The 19,416-nt window shown below is 71.3% G+C and carries 18 protein-coding genes; 3 read left to right on the top strand and 15 right to left on the bottom strand.

The genetic code is table 11. The annotated features are described in order from the left end of the window. Nucleotides 1-13: 13 nt before the first annotated feature. Genes EV186_RS36610 through EV186_RS36595 form a run of 4 tightly spaced genes read right to left on the bottom strand, consistent with a single transcriptional unit; the run spans nt 14 to nt 4,894 of the window. On the bottom strand, nt 14-934 hold the full coding sequence (locus tag EV186_RS36610; RefSeq protein WP_133854119.1) for a carbohydrate ABC transporter permease: 921 nt from the start codon (nt 932-934) through the stop codon (nt 14-16). Continuing rightward, complete coding sequence (locus EV186_RS36605) at nt 931-2,307, bottom strand: carbohydrate ABC transporter permease (protein WP_243754513.1); 1,377 nt, start codon at nt 2,305-2,307, stop codon at nt 931-933. The genes EV186_RS36610 and EV186_RS36605 overlap by 4 nt, the downstream gene beginning before the upstream one ends. Beyond that, on the bottom strand, nt 2,304-3,641 hold the full coding sequence (locus tag EV186_RS36600) for an ABC transporter substrate-binding protein (protein ID WP_133854118.1): 1,338 nt from the start codon (nt 3,639-3,641) through the stop codon (nt 2,304-2,306). Before EV186_RS36600 ends, EV186_RS36605 begins: the two co-directional genes overlap by 4 nt. A 50-nt stretch (nt 3,642-3,691) precedes the next feature. After that, nucleotides 3,692-4,894 (bottom strand): ABC transporter ATP-binding protein, encoded by a 1,203-nt coding sequence (locus EV186_RS36595; RefSeq protein WP_133854117.1) that lies wholly within the window; start codon nt 4,892-4,894, stop codon nt 3,692-3,694. A gap of 168 nt (nt 4,895-5,062) precedes the next feature. Here EV186_RS36595 and EV186_RS36590 point away from each other — a divergent pair, with 168 nt between their 5' ends. Together EV186_RS36590 and EV186_RS36585 are read left to right on the top strand one after the other, a co-directional pair. Continuing rightward, on the top strand, nt 5,063-5,743 hold the full coding sequence (locus EV186_RS36590) for a response regulator transcription factor (RefSeq protein ID WP_133854116.1): 681 nt from the start codon (nt 5,063-5,065) through the stop codon (nt 5,741-5,743). 5 nt (nt 5,744-5,748) lie between these two features. Continuing rightward, nucleotides 5,749-7,101 carry a sensor histidine kinase gene (locus tag EV186_RS36585; RefSeq protein WP_133854115.1) on the top strand — a complete coding sequence of 451 codons (1,353 nt, stop codon included), beginning with the start codon at nt 5,749-5,751 and terminating at the stop codon, nt 7,099-7,101. A gap of 30 nt (nt 7,102-7,131) precedes the next feature. Here EV186_RS36585 and EV186_RS36580 read toward each other — a convergent pair whose 3' ends face one another. Further along, nucleotides 7,132-7,746 (bottom strand): TetR/AcrR family transcriptional regulator, encoded by a 615-nt coding sequence (locus EV186_RS36580; protein ID WP_166659506.1) that lies wholly within the window; start codon nt 7,744-7,746, stop codon nt 7,132-7,134. 113 nt (nt 7,747-7,859) lie between these two features. On the opposite strand from EV186_RS36580, the gene EV186_RS36575 reads away from it, so the two are divergent. Next, complete coding sequence (locus EV186_RS36575) at nt 7,860-8,759, top strand: hypothetical protein (protein WP_133854113.1); 900 nt, start codon at nt 7,860-7,862, stop codon at nt 8,757-8,759. A 22-nt stretch (nt 8,760-8,781) separates the two neighbouring features. On the opposite strand, the gene EV186_RS36570 is transcribed toward EV186_RS36575, so the two are convergent. The 10 genes from EV186_RS36570 to EV186_RS36525 are packed head-to-tail and all read right to left on the bottom strand — an operon-like array spanning nt 8,782 to nt 19,277. After that, on the bottom strand, nt 8,782-10,335 hold the full coding sequence (locus EV186_RS36570) for an amino acid adenylation domain-containing protein (protein WP_341816082.1): 1,554 nt from the start codon (nt 10,333-10,335) through the stop codon (nt 8,782-8,784). Nucleotides 10,336-10,340: 5 nt separating this feature from the next. Beyond that, on the bottom strand, nt 10,341-11,240 hold the full coding sequence (locus EV186_RS36565; RefSeq protein ID WP_133854112.1) for a hypothetical protein: 900 nt from the start codon (nt 11,238-11,240) through the stop codon (nt 10,341-10,343). Beyond that, nucleotides 11,237-11,860, bottom strand: coding sequence for a 4'-phosphopantetheinyl transferase family protein (locus tag EV186_RS36560; RefSeq protein WP_133854111.1), 624 nt, complete (start codon nt 11,858-11,860; stop codon nt 11,237-11,239). Before EV186_RS36560 ends, EV186_RS36565 begins: the two co-directional genes overlap by 4 nt. After that, nucleotides 11,851-12,963 carry an acyl-CoA dehydrogenase family protein gene (locus EV186_RS36555; RefSeq protein WP_243754515.1) on the bottom strand — a complete coding sequence of 371 codons (1,113 nt, stop codon included), beginning with the start codon at nt 12,961-12,963 and terminating at the stop codon, nt 11,851-11,853. Before EV186_RS36555 ends, EV186_RS36560 begins: the two co-directional genes overlap by 10 nt. Before the next feature lies 1 nt (nt 12,964). Continuing rightward, complete coding sequence (locus EV186_RS36550) at nt 12,965-14,128, bottom strand: acyl-CoA dehydrogenase family protein (protein ID WP_243754512.1); 1,164 nt, start codon at nt 14,126-14,128, stop codon at nt 12,965-12,967. Continuing rightward, entirely contained in the window at nt 14,125-14,379 is a 255-nt protein-coding gene (locus EV186_RS39725; protein ID WP_133854110.1) for an acyl carrier protein, read from the bottom strand. The genes EV186_RS36550 and EV186_RS39725 overlap by 4 nt, the downstream gene beginning before the upstream one ends. Before the next feature lie 9 nt (nt 14,380-14,388). Continuing rightward, the gene (locus EV186_RS36540; protein WP_133854109.1) at nt 14,389-15,624 is read right to left on the bottom strand and encodes a type III PLP-dependent enzyme domain-containing protein; all 1,236 of its coding nucleotides are present in this window, start codon (nt 15,622-15,624) and stop codon (nt 14,389-14,391) included. Beyond that, nucleotides 15,617-17,116, bottom strand: coding sequence for a class I adenylate-forming enzyme family protein (locus tag EV186_RS36535; protein ID WP_133854108.1), 1,500 nt, complete (start codon nt 17,114-17,116; stop codon nt 15,617-15,619). Before EV186_RS36535 ends, EV186_RS36540 begins: the two co-directional genes overlap by 8 nt. Beyond that, a complete protein-coding gene (locus EV186_RS36530) occupies nt 17,116-18,243 on the bottom strand; it encodes an acyl carrier protein (protein WP_133854107.1) in 1,128 nt (375 codons plus the stop codon). The genes EV186_RS36535 and EV186_RS36530 overlap by 1 nt, the downstream gene beginning before the upstream one ends. Further along, nucleotides 18,240-19,277: a methyltransferase gene (locus EV186_RS36525; RefSeq protein ID WP_133854106.1), complete on the bottom strand. Its 1,038-nt coding sequence runs from the start codon at nt 19,275-19,277 to the stop codon at nt 18,240-18,242. The genes EV186_RS36530 and EV186_RS36525 overlap by 4 nt, the downstream gene beginning before the upstream one ends. Nucleotides 19,278-19,416: the final 139 nt, after the last annotated feature.

Below are 19,416 nucleotides of genomic sequence, written 5' to 3'. Positions count from 1 at the left end.
CGGCCAGGCGCCGCTACTTCGTGGAACCGGCGAGCACTCCCTGGACGAAGAAGCGCTGGAAGGCGAAGAACACCACCAACGGCACCAGCATCGACAGGAACGACCCCGTGGACAGCAGGTCGACGTTGCTGCCGAACTGGCGCAGCTGGGTCTGCAGCGCCACGGTGATCGGCGCCGAGTCGGCGTCGGCGAAGACCAGGGCCACCAGCAGGTCGTTCCACACCCACAGGAACTGGAAGATCGCCAGCGACGCGATCGCGGGCAGGCCGATCGGCAGCACCACCTTGCGGAACACGGTGAGCTCCCGCGCGCCGTCCATCCGGGCCGCCTCCAGCAGGTCCTGCGGGATCCCGCTGAAGAAGTTGCGGAGCAGGAAGATCGCGAACGGCAGGCCGAACGCCACGTGGAAGAGCACGACCCCGGTGATCGAGCCGAACACGCCGAGCCCGCCGTAGAGCTTCGCGATCGGGATGAGCGCGACCTGGATGGGCAGCACGAGCAGCGCGACGACGCCGATGGTCAGCCAGTCCCGGCCGGGGAACTCGATCCACGCCAGCGCATAGGCCGCCAGCGACGAGATCACCACGACCAGCACCGTGGCCGGCACGGTGATCAGCAGCGTGTTGCCGAACGACTGCAGGATCGCCGAGTTGGCCAGCAGGTCGCTGTAGTTGTGCAGGGTCAGCTGCGCGGGCGCGGTCAGCAGCGTCCACCAGCCGCTGTCGGCGTTGTCGGTCTCGCTGCGCAGGGACGAGAACAGCAAGCCCAGCACCGGCACGAGCCAGAACAACGCGACGAGGACGAGCACTACCTGGACCGTGCCGGAGCCGAACCGGCCCAGCACCCGGGACGCGAGGCCCCGGGCCGGGGAGCCGGTGACCGGGTCGGGCGGACCGCCGAGGTCGTCGGTCGTCGGGATCGTTGGGGCGGTCATCGGCGCTCCCGGCGGAATCGGCGGATGTTGAACAGCATCGCGGGCAGCACCAGCAGGAACAGGATCACGCCGATCGCGCTGCCCAGGCCTTGGTCACCGCCGCCGGCGCCGAAGGACACCTGCCACATCTGCAGCGCGAGCACGTTCGCCGAGGCCTGGGAGGCACCAGGTGCGATGACGTAGACCAGTTCGAAGATCTTCAGCACGTTGATCACGAGGGTCACGAACACGACCAGCAGCACCGGGCCGATCAACGGCACCGTGACCTTGCGGAAGACCTGCCACTCGGTGCCACCGTCCACCCTCGCCGCTTCGAGCGCGTCGCGTGGGATCGCGGCGAGACCGGCGGCGATGAACGTCATGGCGAACCCGGTCATGATCCAGATCCAGCAGGAGATGATCACCGGGGTGACCAGTCCGGGGCCGAGCCAGGTCAGGCCGCGGAAGGGCGCCGCGAAGTTCGACCCGGGCAGCTGCACGCGGTAGTCGCCCGGGGCGAGGTCGGGGAAGGAGAACGTGCCGTCCGCGCCGGTCGTCGTGGTGGCGACGACGGCGCCGTCCTTGACGGCCTGCACGGTGAGACCGGGCGCGCCCTTCTCCACCTTGTCGATGGCGTTCGGGTGGCCGTGCAGCAGTGCCACGTCGAGCCACGCGGCCCCGCGCAACGCCGTCGAGCCGCCGCCGGGGGTGATGGCACCGCTCGCGCCGGGCGGCAGCGCCGTGGCCTGCATGCCGACCAGCGGCAAGTTCACCACGTCGCCGGGCCGGTACGTCTTGGCCGTGAGGTAGTCGCCGTCGCCGACCACGGTGCCCTGACCGTCACGCAGCCGCACACCCGGGTAGTGCGACGGCGCCGCGAACGCGTCGTGCACGGTGACCGCCGCGGCGTTCGCGACGCCGAGCTCCGGGTCCTCCTGGTAGACCAGCCGGAAGATCACACCGGAGGCGAACAGCGAGATCGCCATCGGCATGAACAGCACCATCCGGAAGGCCACCGCCCAGCGGATCCGCTCGGTCAGCACCGCGAACAGGAGGCCGAAGACCGTCACCACGGTGGGCGCCACGAGCACCCAGATGAGGTTGTTCTTCAGCGCGGTGCGGGTACTGGGGTCGGTGAACGCCTCACCGTAGTTGTTCAGGCCGACGAAGCGGTTGCCGTCGCTGTCGAACATGCTGCGGACGACCGAGTAGACGACCGGGTAGACCAGGTAGACCCCGAGCAGCACCAGCGCGGGCAGCAGGAACAGCAGGGCGAGCCACCCGGGGGTTCGCTTGCGCCGTGACGACTTCGCTGCCTGGGGACCCCGGGCCGCCGCGAGGTCGTCGCGGCGGTCCGGGGTGGCCTCGGTGGTCCCGGCGGGGCCAACGGTCACGACTTGTAGGCCTTCGCCGCGTCGGCTTCCAGGCGCTTCATCGCACCGTCGATGTCCTTCGGGTTCGCGAGGAAGTCCTGCAGGTCCTTCCACTCACCCTGGCCCTTGGTGGCGCCGAACTGGGTGGGGGCCTGGTCGGACATGTCGAACCGGAAGTTGTCACCGGCGTCGATGAGCTGCTTGGCCAGGTTCTTCGTGGTCTCGTCCGGGTAGTCCGTGGCGGGCACGTTCTTGTTCGGCGAGAGGAAACCGCCCTGCTTGGCCCAGATGCTCGCCGCCTCCGGGGAGGCGATGAACTTCATCAGCGCCTGGGTCGCCGGGGTGTCCTTCATCGCGACCGCGGCGTCACCACCGCTGACCACCGAGGGCTTGGTGCTGGGCGCGACCGTGGGGAACGGGAAGAACTTGGCGTCCTTGCCGACCACGGCCTTCGTGCTGTCCTTGATGTTGCCGGTGACGAAGTCGCCCTCGTAGACGATCGCGGCCTTGTTCTTGCCGCCGAACACGTCGGTGACCGAGGTCGGGAAGTCGGTCTGCAGCGCGCCGTTGTGGCCGCCGGCCATCAGCGTGTCCTGGCCGAAGAGCTGCTGCAGGGTCTGCAGCGCGGTCTTCACGGTCGGGTCGGTCCACTTGATCTCGTGCTTGGCGAGCTTGTCGTAGTTCTCCGGGCCCGCGGTCTGCAGGTAGATGTTCTCGAACCAGTCGGTCAGCGTCCACCCGTCGGCACCGCCGACGGCGAAGGGCGTGATGCCGGCGTCGGCGAGCGCCTTGCCGGTGCTCATCATGTCGGCCCAGGTGGCGGGCGCCTGGAAGCCCTGCGGCTCGAGCTGGGTGGCGTTGTACCAGACGGTCGACTTGTTCGCCGCCTTGTAGTAGACGGCGTACGGCTTGCCGTCGACCGACCCGAGGTTCTTCCACTCGCCCGACATGTTGGCGTCCATCGTCTTCACGACGTCCGGGCCGAGCGGCACGAGGTTGCCCGCCTTGGCGAACTGCTGGATCAGGCCGGGCTGGGCCAGGAACGCCACGTTGGGCGGGTTCTTGCCGGACACCCGGGTCTGCAGGACCGTCGGCAGGTTGTCGCCCGCGGACGTGTAGTTGACCTTGGCGCCGGTCTTCTGCTGGAAGGCGTCGAGCACCTTCTGGAACGCCTTCTGCTCGTCGCCCGACCACACGCCGAGGACGTCGAGGTTCTGGCCGGCGAAGTTGCCGTAGTCACTGGCCTGCGTGCCCGGCTTCGAGCCGCCGGAGCCCGCGTCGTCACTGCCACCGCACCCCGCCGCGGCCAGCGCCACCGCGGCCAGGGTCGCGGTCAGTCCCAACAGTTTTCTCATCTTTCGCACGACTCCCTTGTCGTCTGATCTCTGTCGTTCTGGTTGGCCGCTCAGTCGTCCCAGAGGGACGATCCGGTGCGGGGGTCGAAGAAGTGCAGCCTCGCGGTGTCGACCCGCACGCTGATCGACTGGCCCTCGAAGACCTTGGTGCGCGGGCTGAACCGGCCGACGAGGACGGTGTCCTCGGTGCCGGACAGGACATTGGGGCCGGCCACGGCGTCGTCGTCGGCCAGTTCCTTGATGTCGTCGGTCATCACCGGCGGGACGTCCACGGGGAAGTGCACCAGCACGTCGGAGCCCATGGCCTCGACCAGATCGGCGACCGACTTGAGCACCTGGCCCTCCTCGGCGCCGAGGATCGCGGCGTCCTCCATGTCCTCGGGCCGGATGCCGACGATCAACGACCGGCCGGCGTACCCGCGCAGCGCGGGCCGTTCGGTCAGCACGGACTCCGGCACCCGCAACGCCTGCGAGCCCAGCGTCACCCACCACGAGTCGTCGTCGCGGTGCTCCAGCACGCCGGACACCATGTTCATGCCAGGCGAGCCGACGAACCCCGCGACGAACAGGTTGCGCGGGCGGTCGTAGAGCTCCTGGGGCCCGCCCGCCTGCTGCAGCAGGCCGCGCTTCATCACCACGACGCGGTCGCCGAGGGTCATGGCCTCGGTCTGGTCGTGGGTGACGTAGACCGTGGTGACGCCGAGGTCGCGCTGGATGCGGGCGATCTCGGCGCGCATCTGGACCCGCAGCTTGGCGTCCAGGTTGGACAGCGGTTCGTCCATCAGGAACACCTGCGGCGAGCGGACGATCGCCCGGCCCATGGCCACGCGCTGGCGCTGACCGCCGGAGAGGTTGCGGGGCTTGCGCTTGAGGTGGTTCTCCAGCTGCAGCACCTTCGCCACCTCGGTGACCCGCTTGGTGATCTCCGCCTTGGACAGCTTGCGCAGCACCAGGCCGAAGGCGATGTTGTCGAACACGTTGAGGTGCGGGTACAGCGCGTAGGACTGGAAGACCATCGCTACGTCGCGGTCGCGGGACGGGATGTCGTTGACCACGCGGGACCCGATGCTGATCGTGCCACCGCTGATGTCCTCGAGCCCCGCGATCATCCGCAGTGCGGTCGTCTTGCCGCACCCGGACGGGCCGACCAGCACCAGGAATTCGCCATCGGAAATCTCGAGATTCAATTCTTTCACGGCGCTCGTGCCGTCCGCGTACGTTTTGCTGACGTCATTGAGCACAACTGACGACACGATTCCTCCTGAAGCCGAATGCCGGGAATCCTAGCCAGCCGTACCGAAGCAGAACCTTAAATTTCTGTCCTGAAGTCTTAAGGTTCGACACCGAGCCGTGGCCGATGCGTGACCGTACTGCCGTAGCGTGCTCGCGAACTCGAACAGCGCTCGACCCGAGGGCGGCTGATGGCCACGATTCTCCTGGTGGAGGACGACAGCACGATCAGGGCGGCCCTCGACCACGCACTGAGCACGCGTGGCCACACCGTGCAATCGCACGGCACCGCCTTCGAGGCGTTGCGCGACGCCGCGGCGGCCGTGCACGACATCGCCCTGCTCGACCTGGGCCTGCCGGACCTCGACGGTGAGTCGGCATTGCGGATGCTGCGCAGCGTCAGCTCGATGCCGGTCATCGTGGTCACCGCGCGCGGTGACGACGCGAGCGTGGTGCGGCTGCTCAACGCCGGGGCCGACGACTACGTGGTGAAGCCGTTCTCCGTCGACCAGATCGCCGCCCGGATCGGTGCGGTGCTGCGGCGCGCGGGGCACGAGGAGCCGGACCCGGCGCTGCGCGTCGGCGAGCTGTGCCTCGACCGGTTGCCGCGCAAGGCGAGCTTCGCCGGCCGGGAGCTGACGCTGAGCAGGCGGGAGTTCGACCTGCTCGCCTACCTCGCGAGCCGCGCGGGTGAGGTGGTGACCAGGCGCGAGCTGATGAAGGAGGTCTGGCAGCAGCCCCACGCACGCGACGACCAGACCATCGACGTCCACGTGTCGGGGCTGCGCCGCAAGCTTGGGGAGACCGCGGCCAAACCCCGCTACCTGCACACCGTGCGCGGCGTCGGCCTGAAACTCGTCAACCCTTCATGAGGCGGATGACGGTCCGCCTGGCGGTGCTCACCTGCTCGGCGGTGGCCTCCCTGGTGCTGGTCGCGGTCGCGGTCGTGCTGTGGCGCGCCGCCGAAGACCGCACCATGGCTCTGGCGAGTGCGCAGACCACGGCCGTCGCCGAGGCCGTCCGGCTCGGCGCGGACACCGACCAGCTGCTGGATTCGGTCGCCCGCACCGACCTCGGCGCCCGGGGACTGCTCGGCGTGCGCGGCCCGGACGGGTGGACGGTCGGGACGGTGCACGCGGCAGCGACCCCGACGGCCCCGGCGAGCGCGCCGGGTGAGACCGTCGTCGACGCGCCGGGTGGCACGGCCGTGGTGCGCACCGTGCCCACCGAGGGCGGGCTGGTGACCGTCGAGGCGTTCCTGCCGGACGGCACCGTGTGGTCGGCTGTGCGGTCGGACTACGTATTGCTGGGGCTGGTCGGCGTCACCGCGGTCGCCTTGGCCGCCCTTGCCGCGGCGATCGCCGTGCGGCCGACGCTCGGCAAGCTCGCCGCGCTGCAACGCGCGGTGGCGTCCCTGGGGCACGGCGAACTGGGCGACATCGACTCGGCGGTCCGGATCACCGGTCCACCCGAGCTCGCCCGGATCGGCGCCGGTCTGAACCGGGTGAGCCGGCGGGTGCGCGACCTCGTGACCCGGGAGCGCGCGATGGTCGCCGACCTGTCGCACCGGATGCGCACGCCGTTGACCGCGCTGCGGCTGGACGCGGACTCGATCGGGCCCGGCCCGCTGGCCGACCGGATCCGCGAGGCGGTGGCCACCCTGGACGCCGACCTCGCCGACGTCATCCGCTCGGCCGAGAAGCAACCCGACCGGGTGTCCGCGGCGTGCGACGCCGTGCAGGTCGTCCGCACGCGGATGCGGTTCTGGACCGCGCTCGCCGACCACCAGGGCCGGCCGTGCCGGCTCGACTGCGAAGTGGCCGAGGCACACGTGGGCGTGGACGCCGCTGACGTGGCCGCCGTGGTGGACGCCTTGGTGACCAACGTCTTCCAGCACACGAGTCCGACCACGCCGCTCGAGGTGACCGTGGTCAAGCACGCCGGCTGGGTGAACCTGGTCGTCGAGGACGGCGGGGTGGGCATCGGCGACACCAGCACCGCGCTCCGGCGTGGGGTGAGCGGCCGGGGCTCGACCGGCCTGGGGCTGGCGATCGCCCGGGAGACCGCCGCGTCGTGCGGTGGCAGCATCCGCATCGACCGCGGCCGGCTCGGCGGGGCGCGGATCCACCTGCGCCTGAGCGAATTGGGGGTGCAGCACTCCCCCAGCGATCCGCGTGCCTGCCGGATCCTGCCCCGTTACCGCGAACGCGACCGCCTCACCGATCACTGAGGCTTGCGGCGCCGCGCCCGGGGGAACGGGCTAGGGCGCGCGGTACAGCGTGGTCCAGATGATGTCGGTGAGCACCGCGACGATCTTCGGGTCGTCGCCCGCGTCGCCGCGGCGGACCAACTGGTAGCCGGCTCGTTCGACCATCCAGGTGAGCACGGCGGCGGTTTCCGCGGGCGCGACGTCACGCATGGTCCCGGCAGCGCGGCCGCGTTCGATGGCCGTCCGCGTGGCGTCGATGATCTCCTGGACGAGCACCCGCAGGTCCTCGGCCACCGCGGTGTCATAGGTCGCGGTCTCCACGACCGCGGTGAAGGCGGCGGCGTGGCGTCGGTAGACGTCCACGATGGCGGTGATCGAGGCTTCCAGGTCCGCGCGGACCGCGTGCTCGGCCACGTCCCACCAGCGGCGGGAGACTTCGCGGAGCTCGGTCAGCACGGTCCTGGTGAGCATCCGGGCGAGCTCGCCCTTGTCCTGGAAGTGCACGTAGAACGTCGATCGCGAGATGCCGGCCTGCGCGGCCAGCCGTTCGACGCTGAGTTCGGTGAAGCTGGCGCCCTCGTCGATCAGGTGCTCGGTCGCCTCGAACAGGCGTCGTTCCATCGACGCCCGGCGCTCTTGCCGGCTCGGCCGGCCAGGCCTGGTCACGGATGGCATGCGGGAGCTCCGGGCGGTGTCGGGGTGTCAGCGCATGCTAACCCCACGTTTGTCCGGACGCACTGTCCGGACAGAGTGTCTTGACAGCATGTCCGGAAAGCCTCATGCTCGGTCTCGATCCGATCCATTCGCCGCCGACGTCTGGGCGTGACGCGATGATGGCTTTTCTGTGGTCCGCGCTGGATTTCTCCGTGGTCGTCGTCGGGGTCGCGCTGGCAGTGTTCGGCTTGGTGGTCTTGTGGGCGTACAAGGGGCCGTCCGGGGGCGAGATGGCGGTGCTGATCATGGCCCCGCTTTACCTCGCCGCCCTGCTCTGCCAGTTCATCGGCGCTTTTTCGGGTCTTCTCCTGGCCTTCCTGATCGACAAGTCCCCCGCTCGGTTCGTGGCCGGGATCCTCGGCGGCGTCTTCTTCCTCACGTGTGCGCTCACCGTCTTCGTGTCCGTTCGAGCGTGGCGGCTGGAGAAGAAGTCGGACCGTGTCATCGGTCAAGACGAGATGATCGACCTGATCAGGTGCCGCGCCGTCTCGAGCTTCAGCAAGGAACCAGACGGGACCGTCCGCTTCGAGTACGCCGAACGCCGGGACGAGAACGGCCGATACCTGTACTACCGCCCGACCCACGCGGACTCGCAGGGATACCCGGCCTATGTCGCCGCGGCGAACGACCTCCGGCACCGGCATGGCCACGTCATCGACTACCACAACCACGCCGACTCCTACGACCCGCTGGCTCCAGGTCCTCGGTGGGTCACCACCGACGAGGCCACGGCCTTGCTGCGGGCGGGCGAGATCGACACCTTCTCCTATGGAGAGCCGCCTGACCCCAGGAAGATACTGAAGGCCGGCACGTCCACCGGCATCGCGCTGATCGACCACGGCTGGGTGCGCCACCTCGTCGTCGATCGCGCCGCGGAGGCGGCGATGATTCCCATTGCGCGCGAAGCCCAGCATCGGCACGGAAAACCACAATTCTCGATCGACGGCCGCTACGAATGGCAATGACCCCCGACCAACCCGGACGGCTTCAGGTGGTCGAGGCCGCGGTGGGCTCGGTCGCTGCCACCAGTGCCGAGCCGATGGCCTTGCGGTCGATCTTCCCGTTCTGGTTCAACGGGAACTGCGCGAACGCCGTCACGGTGCGCGGCACCATGTACCCGGGCAGGCCGGTGCGCAACGCGCCCAGCAATTCGTCCTCGTCCTGCTCGGTGCCGGTGTAGGCCGCCACCAGCTCCACCTCGCCACCGCCCGTGGCGCGGGCCAGCACCACGGCATCGGTGACGCCGGGTTGCCTGCGCAGCACCGCTTCGATCTCGCCCAGCTCGACCCGGTAGCCGCGGATCTTCACCTGCTGGTCGAGCCGGCCGAGGTGGACGAGGTCACCGCCGTGGTGGCCCACCCGATCGCCCGTGCGGTACCAGTGGTCGTCGGTGAGGGGCGCTGAGCCGTCGTAGTCGGTGGCCCGCTCGCCGTCGAAGCTCACGAAGCGACCCTTGTTGTCCACTGGATCCAGGTAACCCGGGAACCGTTGCGGGCCGCGCAGGCACAGCTCGCCCGTCGCCGCGGGGCGCCCGAGTTCATCCAGGACGAGGTGTTCCAGTCCGGAGTAGACGGTGCCGATCGGGACCGTGCCGTTCGACGGGCGCACCCAGTCGCGCTGCTCCCCCGGCAGGCGGTGCTCCGTGCACGTCACCGTCATTTCCGTGGGCCCGTACAGGTTCTCCACCACACTGCCCGGCGCGGCCTCTTGCCACGCCTGCGCCTGCTGGATGGTCAGCGGTTCGCCGCAGAACAGGCTCCAGCGCAACGTCGGCATGCTCGCCGGGGCCAGCGCGCGCATGCGCCGCGCGAAGGAGATCACCGACGGCACCGAGTTCCAGTGCGTCACACCGCGGGCGTTGACGAACCGGACCGGCGACAGGACGTCGCCGCGGGTCGGGACGACCAGGGTGGACCCCGACCCCCACGCGGTGAACATGTCGTACACGGACGGGTCGAAGGTCAGGTCGAAGAACTGCGAGAACCGTGCCCCGCCCTCGGTCGCGTACCGCGGGATCACGTGCGCCAAGTAGGCGTCCACGTTGCGGTGCGCGATGCACACGCCTTTGGGCGCGCCGGTCGACCCGGACGTGAACAGGATGTAGGCGATGTCCCGCGCCTCCGCGCCCGGCTTTGGAAGGTCAGCGCGCGGCAATGCCTTGTCCCCCAGACGAAGGACCGGCACCTGCAGGCCCGGCTGTGCGGGGGTGTTCCGGTCCGCGAGCACCGCGTCCAGCCCCGCCAGCCGTGCGATCGCGGCGTTGCGCGCCGGCGGGAACGCGGGGTTGAGCGGCACCACCGTCGCGCCGAGCCGTTGCACGGCCAGGTATCCCGCGTACGCGGCCACGGTCCGCACCGCAAGCAGCCCGACCCGCGACGGCACCCCATGAGTGTGCCGGATGAGCAGGCCGGCGATCCGGTCGGCCAGGTCGGCGAGCTCGCCGTAGGTCAACTCCACGCCGTCGATGTCGAGCGCGACCCGGTCCGGACCGCTCGCCACCGACGCCGCGAACCAGTCGTACATCGTGTGCTGACCATCCACTGGGGTCACACCTCCGAGAGCGCGGGCAAGGTCGCTTCGGTCGCCGCGACGAGCCGGTCGAACGCCGTGGCCACCAGGTCCGGTCGCGGCTTGCCGCGCCGGGCCGACTCGACCGCGAAGCGCAGCGGCCGCTGCAACCTGGTCCACGCCGCCACCACCGGCCGCGCCTGCTCGGGCGCGACCAGGCCGCGCTCGACGAACAGGCCGAGCCGGAACTGCTGGTGCACGCCCGCCGCCCACAGGTCGTCGACGTGCTCGGCCAGCGCCTGCTCGTCGGCCACGAGCCGCTCGGCGACCAGCCGCAGCGTCGGGACGGGCGTGGTCGACCAGTGCACCACCGGCTGGGTGGTGGCCGGAACCTTGGCCAGCCAACGGTAGTGCGTGAGCGGGGGCAGCTCGACCCGCTCGCCGAGGGCGTACGCGTCCCGGGCGGACAGCGGCGCGGGAACGGGTGACATCGCCAGCCGGAGTTCGTCGTCGGTCAGCCACCCCTCGTGGGGCCGTTGCCGCCCGTGCATGGTCAGCGCGGCGAAGCGGTCCACCACGTGCCACCGGTCACGGTCCCGGCCCAGCAAAAGGATCCAATGTGGACCGTGGGCGTCGGCCGGGTACGGCGACCAGGGCAGGTGCGCCGTGTCGGTCACCGCGAGCACGCGCCCGTGCCGGGCCAGCTCGTCGGCCAGCGCCGTCCGTGCCGCCGCCCAGGACGCGGCGCCCCGATAGGCGAGCTCGCGACCCGAAGCGTCCCGATCGATCCTGGTGTGCTGGGAGAAGACCAGCCCCTCGCCCGGCGGGTCGGGACGCACGCCGAGCCGGATCGCCTCGGCCAGGCGCCACCGCGCACCGGGGTTCTCGCGCAGGAGGTACTCGACGAGGTTCGTGGTGTAGCAACTGAGGGCGGTCACATCGATCTCCCCGGTTGGTCCGTGCTGAACGCGCAGCTGAACGGGATCCGCGAGCGGTCACGCAGGCTGACCCAGCGGCCGCGGGGCCACTGGCCCGACGAGTGGCCCGGCACCACCTCGATCGCCCACGGCCGGCCGGCGAGCCCCGCGCCGGTCGCCTTCACGCAGGCCTCCTGGACGGTCCACACCCACGCAAGTTCCATCGCCGCGTCCCGTGTGGACAGTGCGGCTACGGCGTCGGCGTGCCGGCCGAGGCAACGGCGCAGCAGTCCGGGGCGCACGCTGCGGTCCGGCCGCTGGACGTCGACGCCGATCTCCTTGCCAAGGGCCACACCCACCGCGGCCACACCGGCGTCGTGCGACACGCTGATGCCCACCCCGGGATGCCCGCGCAGGTACGGTTTGCCGCCGGTGCGCGACGCCACCTCCGCGTCCGCGGCCCGCGGGAAGAGGTGCGCGAGCGTGGCCCGCAGCAAATCCCGGCCCGCCAGGAACTCCCGCGCGCGGTGCGGCCGCATCCCGGTGCTCGCGGCCACGTCCGCCGGGTGCCCGGACCCGCGTACCGCGGCCACGGGGGCGCTCGCCACCCACACCCCAGCGGCCACCTGGACTACGGCCATGACCGCGACGCCGGGTCCAGCTCGTCCAGCCACGCCTGCGCGTCGCCGGCGACCGCGCCGAGCACCACTTCGGTCACACCACCGCCGACGGCGAAGATCCCCGCCTGGGCGCCGAGCGTTCGCGCTCCGCCGGCGGTGAACCCCTCGGCGCCCTGCAACTGGGCGCACTCGCCGAGCACCTGCGGCACCGCGCGGCCCACCGCGGCCTTGAGCAACGCCGCCGCGCCGCTGTCGTGCCCGCTGGTGATCCGGTCACCGAGCTCCCGGGTCAGGGCGTCCAGCTGCCGCAGCTCGACCAGGCAGGCGGCGAAGCGGTGCCGGATGCCGTCGAGGTCCCACAGCACGCCGTCGCCGTGGGGTCGCGCCGACAGCCGGCGCAGCGTTGCGGCCAGCGTCCGGCGGCACAGCGCGACCGCCCACAACGCGCCGGCCAGCCGCTCGGTGCCGATGTGCCTGCCGAAGCTCGGCAGGCCGCGGCCTGGCCGCCCGACCACGTGGTCCACGGGCAACCGCACCCGGTCGAAGCGCACGTGGCCGACGCCGGATCCGGTGAACAGCTCGGTGTCCGCGGGCGTCACCGCGACCCCCGGCGCCGAGACCGGCACCAGCACCCAGGTGAAGTTCGTGAAGTGGCGGCCGGCGCGGTGACGGGCGAGCACGAGGAAGTGCTCGGCCGCCGTCGCGTTGGTGATCCAGCGCTTGGTGCCGGTGACCTCGAGCTCGTCCCCGCCCAGGCGGACCTGGGTGTCGAGCGCGGTCAGGTCGGAGCCGGTGCCCGCGTCCGTGGCGGCCAGCCCGACCACGGCCTCGCCCGCGAGCGCACGGCGCAACGCCGGCGCCGCCGGACCACCGCCGGTCGCCAGCACCGGCAGGACCGTGGCCAGCTGCACGCACACCGCGAGCGTGGCGCCGACTGCGAAGCGCTCGTCGACCTCGGCGAGCAGCCGACCGAGCCGCTCCGGGTCCACCCCGGCGGCCGCCGACCCGTCCCGGTACACCTGCTCGATCAGCCCGGCGCGGCCGAGCGCGCGCCACACCCGCGGGCCGGGGGCGTCGGCGGGCAGCGCGTCCAGCACACCGAACCCGGTCGCCAACGCGGTCACCTCAGACAAGGCGCACCTCCGGATCGAGCAACGCCAACCGGCCGTCGGCCAGGTGCAGCCGGTCGTTGCTGTAGTTCAGGCTCGCCGAGCGCAGGTCCCGCAACGCCTGCTCGAGCCGGGTCGGCGAGTCCTTGAGGTAGCCGTGGCGCAGCCCGACCGCGTCGATCAGGTCCTGCACGGCGGCGTGGCACTGCTCAGCCGCGGTGATCTTCAGCGCGTTCAGCAGCAGCTGGTGGTTGGGCACCGAGAGGTCCAGCGCGTCGCGGACCGTGTCGGTTGCCCGGCGCAGCAACGCATGCACGCCGTCCAGCCGTTGGCGCGCCCGCGACAGCCTCGTCAGCAACAGCTCCGAGCCGACGTCGAACCGCTTGCGGCCCTCCGGACCACGCAGCAGTCGCAGCACCCGCGACAGGGCGCCGGCGGCCGTGCCCAGCCACGTGGCCGACCAGCCCAGGTGCGCCATCGGCGCGAAGATCGTCGTGGAGATCTCCGGGAACTTCCCGTGCTGCCCGATCACCTGGTGCGCGGGCACGCTGCCGACCAGCTTCAGCGGGATGCTGTGGCTGGCCCGCATGCCCATCGGCTGCCAGTCCCCGGACCCGCTGACGTCGAGCTGGTCGCGGTGCGCGTACACCAGCGACACCTCGTTGGGCGACTCGGCGTCCGGGCTGCGCATGGTGATCAGGAACCCGTCGGCGTGCGCGCCGCCGGTGACGATCGGTGCGAACCGGTCGACGTGCAGCCGGGAACCGTCGCCGTGCAACGCCGCCTCGGCGCTGAGCAGGTGCCCGCCCTTGCCCGCCTCGGTGGTCACCGACGCCAGGTACTCCTGCCCCTGCCCGAGACGCCCGAGCAGTTGGGAACGCAGGGGTTCCGCCGCATGCCGCACCACGGCCGCGACCTGCTGGCAGTGCATCGTGAAGATCATCGCAACGGACATGTCGGCGCGGCCGAGCCGGATGCCGAGGTCGACGACGTCCTCGGTGGTGCCGCCCAGCCCGCCGTGTTCGACGGGCACCAGCAGACCCAGCAGCCGGGTGGCGCGCAGTTCGGCCAGGGCCTCGGCTGGGAACACCGCGTCCCGGTCGGTGCGGGTGGCGTGTTCCTCGGCCACCCGCGCGACCCGGTCGCCCAGCTCGGTCAGGTCCACCGGTTCGGCGCTCAAGTCCGCGCTCCCGTCTCGTCGGGCAGCTGCGCCGTGATCGCGTGCCACAGGCTGCCGGCCGTCGCGAACGTCGCGTCGGTCATCTCGTCGTCGGGCAGCGAGATCCCGTAGGTGTCCTCGATGGCGAACAGCAGCTCGATGGACCGCATGGAGTCCAGGCCGAGCGCGCGCAGGTTCGACTCGGGCGTGATCTGCTTGTCCTTGCCGAACTTCAGGAAGGGCGCCAGCAGTTCGGTGAAACGGGGGTCCATGGTGTCGTGTCATTCCTTTCCGGTGGCGTGCCGAGCGAAGTGCAGCCGTGACCGCTGCGGCGGCCGGTCCGGGTGGTCGCCGTCGACCACCACCTCGACCGGGAGCGGGTGCCCGAGGAACGCGACCAGGCTCGCGTAGAGGCCGTAGGCACCGACGTTGGGCACCGCCAGCACGTCGCCGGGACGCACCCGGGGCAGCCGGGCCGCGCGTGCCCACAGGTCCAGCGGTGTGCACAGTGGACCGGTCACCATGACATCGCCGAGCTCCGCGGTCGCCGCACTGTCCTGTTCGGACACCAGGTGCGGCACCAGCGGCGGCAGCCTGCGCAGCCCGGACATCCCACCGAGGTGGTTGATGCCCGAGTCCAGCACCACCACGTCCTTGCCGTGCGAAGTCTTGACGTCCAGCACGGTGGTCAGCAGCGTTCCGGCCGTGCCGACGAGGTAGCGGCCCGACTCGAAGACGATCTCGGGCGTGCCCGTGCGCCAGCCCGCCACCTCGTCGTCGAACACCCGCTCCAGTTCGGCCCGCAGCCCGGTCAGCTCGAACGCCTTGCCCGCCTTGGCGAACGGCGCGGCGAACCCGCCGCCGAGGTCGAGCACCCGGATTTCCGCGCCGTGTGCGCGCAGCGCCTCGGTCAGGCGCACCGCGGTGCGCACCGAACGGCGGAACTGCGCCGTGAGTGCGGCCACCGTGTCCAGGTTCGTGCCCATGTAGAGGTGCAGGCCGTGCACGACGACGTGCTCGCGGCCCGCGAACTCGGCCGGGCGCGCCAGCACCCACGAGGTGTCGGCGCCGAACTGGGACGCGACACCGGTCATCGTCAGGCCCTGACCGGCGGCCGGTTGGTCGTCGTTGATCCGCAGCAGGCAGCGCACGGACAAGTCCGCCGCCGCGACCGCCGCGTCGAGGTGGTCCAGCCCGGTGGTCGAGTCGACGGAGAACTCCCGCACGCCGAGGCGCAACGCGCGGGCGAGGTCGGTCATCCGCTTGCCCGGCCCGGTGTAGAGCACCTCGCCGGCGTCCCAGCCCGCGGCCAGCGCGGCGTCCAGTTCGCCGGGCGAGCACACCTCCGCCCGGGTGCCGAGCGCACGCAGTTCGCGCAGCAGCGCGGGGTGCGGGTTGGCCTTGAGCGAGTAGTACAGCCCGGACGGTTCGGGCAGGGCCTCGCGCAGGTTGGCGTGGTTGGCGCGGACCTCGGCGAGGTCGTACACGTAGGCCGGCGTCTCCTCCGGTTCACGCACCGTCGGCCTCCACGAGCAGCGCAGCCACCGCCTTGCGGTCGACCTTCCCGTTGCCGGTCAACGGGATCCGGTCGACCACGACGCAGCGGCCGGGGATCTTGAACTCCTCGATCTCCTGGCGCATCCCGGTCAGGATCTCCTCAGCGGTCCGCGCGCTGACGGCCACCAGCACGGCCGGGCGGTCCCCGTCGGGCGGCAGCACGGTCGCCGAGCTCACCTCGGGCAGCCGCAGCGCCGCGGCCTCCACCTCGGTCGCGCTCACGCGGAAACCGCGTTCCTTGTACAGGTCGTCGCGCCGGCCGACCCAGAAGAGGTAGCCGTCCTCGTCCAGCCAGCCGTGATCGCCGGTGCGCAGTTCCGGGAACAGCCCGTCGCGCAGGAAGAACCGCTGTGCGGTCAGTTCCGGGCGGCGCCAGTAGCCGGCCATCACGTTCGGCCCGCGCACGGTGATCTCGCCGATCTCGCCGGGCCCGAGGCGCCGGCCCGACTCGTCCACTGTGAACACAAGAGTGCCGGGCAGCGCCCGGCCCGACGTCCCCGGACGCTCCAGGTCGGCGTCCGGCGGGGCGATGGTGGCGCGTTTGCACTCGGTGAGGCCGAACATCAATTGCACGCGCAGGCCCGGGATCGCCGCCCGCAGGGTCGCGAGCACAGGCGCGGGCATGGCGGCGCCGGTGTTGGTCAGCAGGCGCAACGCGGGCGCCTGCTCCGGTCGCCGCCGCACCAGCCGGGCCAGCGCCTCGGCCACCGCGGGTACGGCCGGCAACACCGTGGCGTCCGCGCTGTCCAAATTGGACAACAGGCCGGGACCGACCTCGGCGGGCTTGCCCAGCCACACGTGCGCACCGGCGGCAGCACCGAGGAAGAGCTGGTACATGCCGTAGTCGAAGGACATCGGCAGCGGGCAGTAGACGACGTCGGACTCGCGGTAGCACAGCACCGACTGGATGGCCCGCACCGCGAACACCACCTGCTGGTGCGTGCTGACCACGGCCTTCGGCCGGGCCGTGGTGCCCGAGGTGTAGATCAGGAACAGCGGGTCGACCGGCAGCGGCCGCCAGTCGGTCGGGAAGTCGGGGACGCCCTCGGCGTGGACGTGCTCGGTGAGCTCCGCGGCGCTGACCACGGGGATCCCGCGTGCCTGCGCGGGGGCCGCGAGGTCGTCGGCGACCAGCAGCACCGGCGTGCCGTCGTCCAGGACGTGTTCCAGCGCGCGCTCGTTGGTCTGGTCGTGCAGCAACGAGATCACCGCACCGATCCGCGACGCGGCGTACAGCAGCACCGGCTGCAGCAGGCTCGACGGCGTGACGGCCACGATGCGCATGCCGCAGTGCACGTCCGCCTTGTTCAGCCACAGGGCGATCCGCCGGCTCGCGCCCGCCAGCTCGCGGTAGGTGAGCGTGGCGCCGTCGGCGGTGACCGCCGGCCGGTCGGGCCACCGCTGCGCGGCGGCGTCGAGCAAGTCGTGCAGCAGCAACGGTTCCTCGAACATCACCGCTCCCTACCTTGGGCGATCCGGCACAGGTCGTCCACGCGGTGCAGGTTCTCGGGCACGAGATCGGCGGGGTCCAGCTCGACGCCGAGCTCGCCCTCCAGCCGTTCGATGATCTCCACCAGCCGGAACGAGCTGAACCGGGGCAACGAGGTGAACTCGGCACCGTCGAGCAGCCGGGCGTCCGGCACGCCGAGCACGGACCCCACCACGGACGCCACCGCCCGGCGCAACGCCTCGGTCGTGCACGGGCCATTGTGGACGGTCGACGGCTTGCCGCCGGGGCTCACGAGCTCGCCGAACACCGCGCGGTCGGCGTCGAGCATCTCGCCGAGGCGGCGCACAAGGCCGGCCGGCTCACCACGCCCGCGGGCGACGCGGCGGAACGCCAGGTAGGTCTGCTCGACCAGCGCGTCCCACCGGCCTAGGTGCGCCCGCTGCTCGGCGTCCGGCGGGAAGCCGTCGTGCTCACGGAATCGGGCGTGGAGCTTGCGGGACCGGGCCAGCAGCCAGGTCTCCAGGGTCAGCCGTTCCAGTGCGCGCAGCCGGTCGGGGTCGGCGTCGTAGGCCGCGAGGTAACCCTCGACCGACGCGTCCTCGACCGACACCACGGGCCGCGCCGGACCGGCGCTCGCCCCGCCGAAGTGGATGACCTCGGCTTCCCGCACGGCCAGCTGGTCGCGGGTGAGCTTCCAGCGCCCCGGCGCCGCGGTGCCCCACGGCGTCTCGTTGGCGTACGCGTCGATGACGGTGAAGTCCGCGCCCAGCAGGAAGCTGTGGTCCAGGTGCCGCTGGCCGAAGTACGGCACCCAGGGCAGTTCGTAGGCGTCGGCGACCACGTAGACGAGGTCGCCGGGCCGCACCGCGTCGACCAGTTCGGCGCCGGTCACCGTCGCGCGGTCGCGCACCACCAGGCCCAGCAGGTCCTCGGCGGCCGCGACCTGTTCGGCCAGGCTCGGTTCGACCGTGGGCAGCTCGTTCGGCTCGCTGTGCCAGCGGAACCGCAACGTCGCGCCGAGGTTGAGGTGCGTTCCCGGCCCGTGGTGGTGGTCGGCGAGCACCGCGAGGTTCGCCTGCACGCAGTCGAGCAGGTCGGCGTGCACGGAGTCGAGCGACGGCGTCGTCATCGCGCCTCCTGGGGAGCTCGGCCCTCGATCAGGAAGTCCTCGCCGTCGCCCACCTGGACGGCCGGGCTCGGCGTGAACCCGGCGGCGCTCAGCAGCGCGTGGAACTCGGCCTCGGTCCGCTCCCGGCCGCCGAAGTTGACGAGCATGTTGATGTCCATGAGGTAGGCGTCCGGCGGTCCGGCCGGGTCGACCCGCGCGGGCAGGACGGACTCGACGAGCAGGACCCGGCCGCCGTCGGGCACGGCGCGGCGGCAGTTGGCCAGGATCAGCGCGGCGCGCTCGTCGTCCCAGTCGTGCAGGATGTTCTTGAGCAGGTAGAGATCCCCGCCCGCGGGGACGTCGGTGAAGAAGTCGCCCGCGCGGACCTCGCAGCGGTCCGCCACCCCGGCCGCGCGCAACTCCGCGGGTGCCTCGGCGACGCCCTGCGGGTTGTCGAAGACGATGCCGCGCACGGCGGGTTCGGCGGCGAGGATCGACGCCAGCAGCGTGCCGTTCCCGCCGCCGACGTCGACCACGGTGGCGAACCGGGAGAAGTCGTAGTGCTTCGCGATGGCGTTCGCGGTGTCCTGCGTGCCCTCCCCCATCGACGCGTTGAAGAGCGCGGAAAGCTCGGGGTCACGCGCCAGGTGCGTCCAGAAGTCGGTGCCGTACTCGCGGTCGAAGACCGGCTGCCCGGTGCGCACGCTGTGGTCCAGGTCCCGCCAGCCGTCGACGACCGTCGCGTCGGTGCTCACCCGGGCCACGGCGTACATCGAGCCGGCGCCTGCGGTGCGCAGCAGGGCACCCACGGCGCTCAACCGGTAGCGGCCCGGCTCGACCTCGTCGACCAGGCCGATGGCAGCCAGGGCCCGCAGCAACCGGTTCAGCGACGGCTCGTGGCTGCCGGTCTCGGCCGCCAGTTCCGCGGTGGTCCGCGTCCGGTCCGCCAGCCGGTCGGGGAGCCCGAGGCGCAGCGCGGCAACGGTCAGCCCGGTGGTCGTGTAGCCCCACAGGAGCCGCATCAACGACGCCGCCGGGTCATCGTGCTCGGACATCGCACCCCTTCCAGGAAATCGCAACAATGTCGCGAACGTTGGTTAGGAGCTTTCCGGCCGAAGTGGCAGATTTCAATACCGCAAACCGTCAGAGCACTTCAAGAGGAACTACAAGTGAACGTAAAGGCGGCGAATTCGT

The organism is Labedaea rhizosphaerae, assembly GCF_004362825.1.
GTDB lineage: Bacteria > Actinomycetota > Actinomycetes > Mycobacteriales > Pseudonocardiaceae > Labedaea > Labedaea rhizosphaerae.
The sequence above is the reverse complement of the archived record's forward strand: the minus strand, read 5'-3'. Positions and strand labels throughout refer to the sequence as shown.

Excerpts from the sequence above, each read along its gene's own strand:
- EV186_RS36610 (WP_133854119.1), bottom strand. The coding sequence starts at position 934 with ATGACCGCCCCAACGATCCCGACGACCGACGACCTCGGCGGTCCGCCC.
- EV186_RS36600 (WP_133854118.1), bottom strand. The coding sequence starts at position 3,641 with ATGAGAAAACTGTTGGGACTGACCGCGACCCTGGCCGCGGTGGCGCTG.
- EV186_RS36590 (WP_133854116.1), top strand. The coding sequence starts at position 5,063 with ATGGCCACGATTCTCCTGGTGGAGGACGACAGCACGATCAGGGCGGCC.
- EV186_RS36585 (WP_133854115.1), top strand. The coding sequence starts at position 5,749 with ATGACGGTCCGCCTGGCGGTGCTCACCTGCTCGGCGGTGGCCTCCCTG.
- EV186_RS36575 (WP_133854113.1), top strand. The coding sequence starts at position 7,860 with ATGCTCGGTCTCGATCCGATCCATTCGCCGCCGACGTCTGGGCGTGAC.
- EV186_RS36560 (WP_133854111.1), bottom strand. The coding sequence starts at position 11,860 with ATGGCCGTAGTCCAGGTGGCCGCTGGGGTGTGGGTGGCGAGCGCCCCC.
- EV186_RS39725 (WP_133854110.1), bottom strand. The coding sequence starts at position 14,379 with ATGGACCCCCGTTTCACCGAACTGCTGGCGCCCTTCCTGAAGTTCGGC.
- EV186_RS36535 (WP_133854108.1), bottom strand. The coding sequence starts at position 17,116 with ATGTTCGAGGAACCGTTGCTGCTGCACGACTTGCTCGACGCCGCCGCG.
- EV186_RS36530 (WP_133854107.1), bottom strand. The coding sequence starts at position 18,243 with ATGACGACGCCGTCGCTCGACTCCGTGCACGCCGACCTGCTCGACTGC.
- EV186_RS36525 (WP_133854106.1), bottom strand. The coding sequence starts at position 19,277 with ATGTCCGAGCACGATGACCCGGCGGCGTCGTTGATGCGGCTCCTGTGG.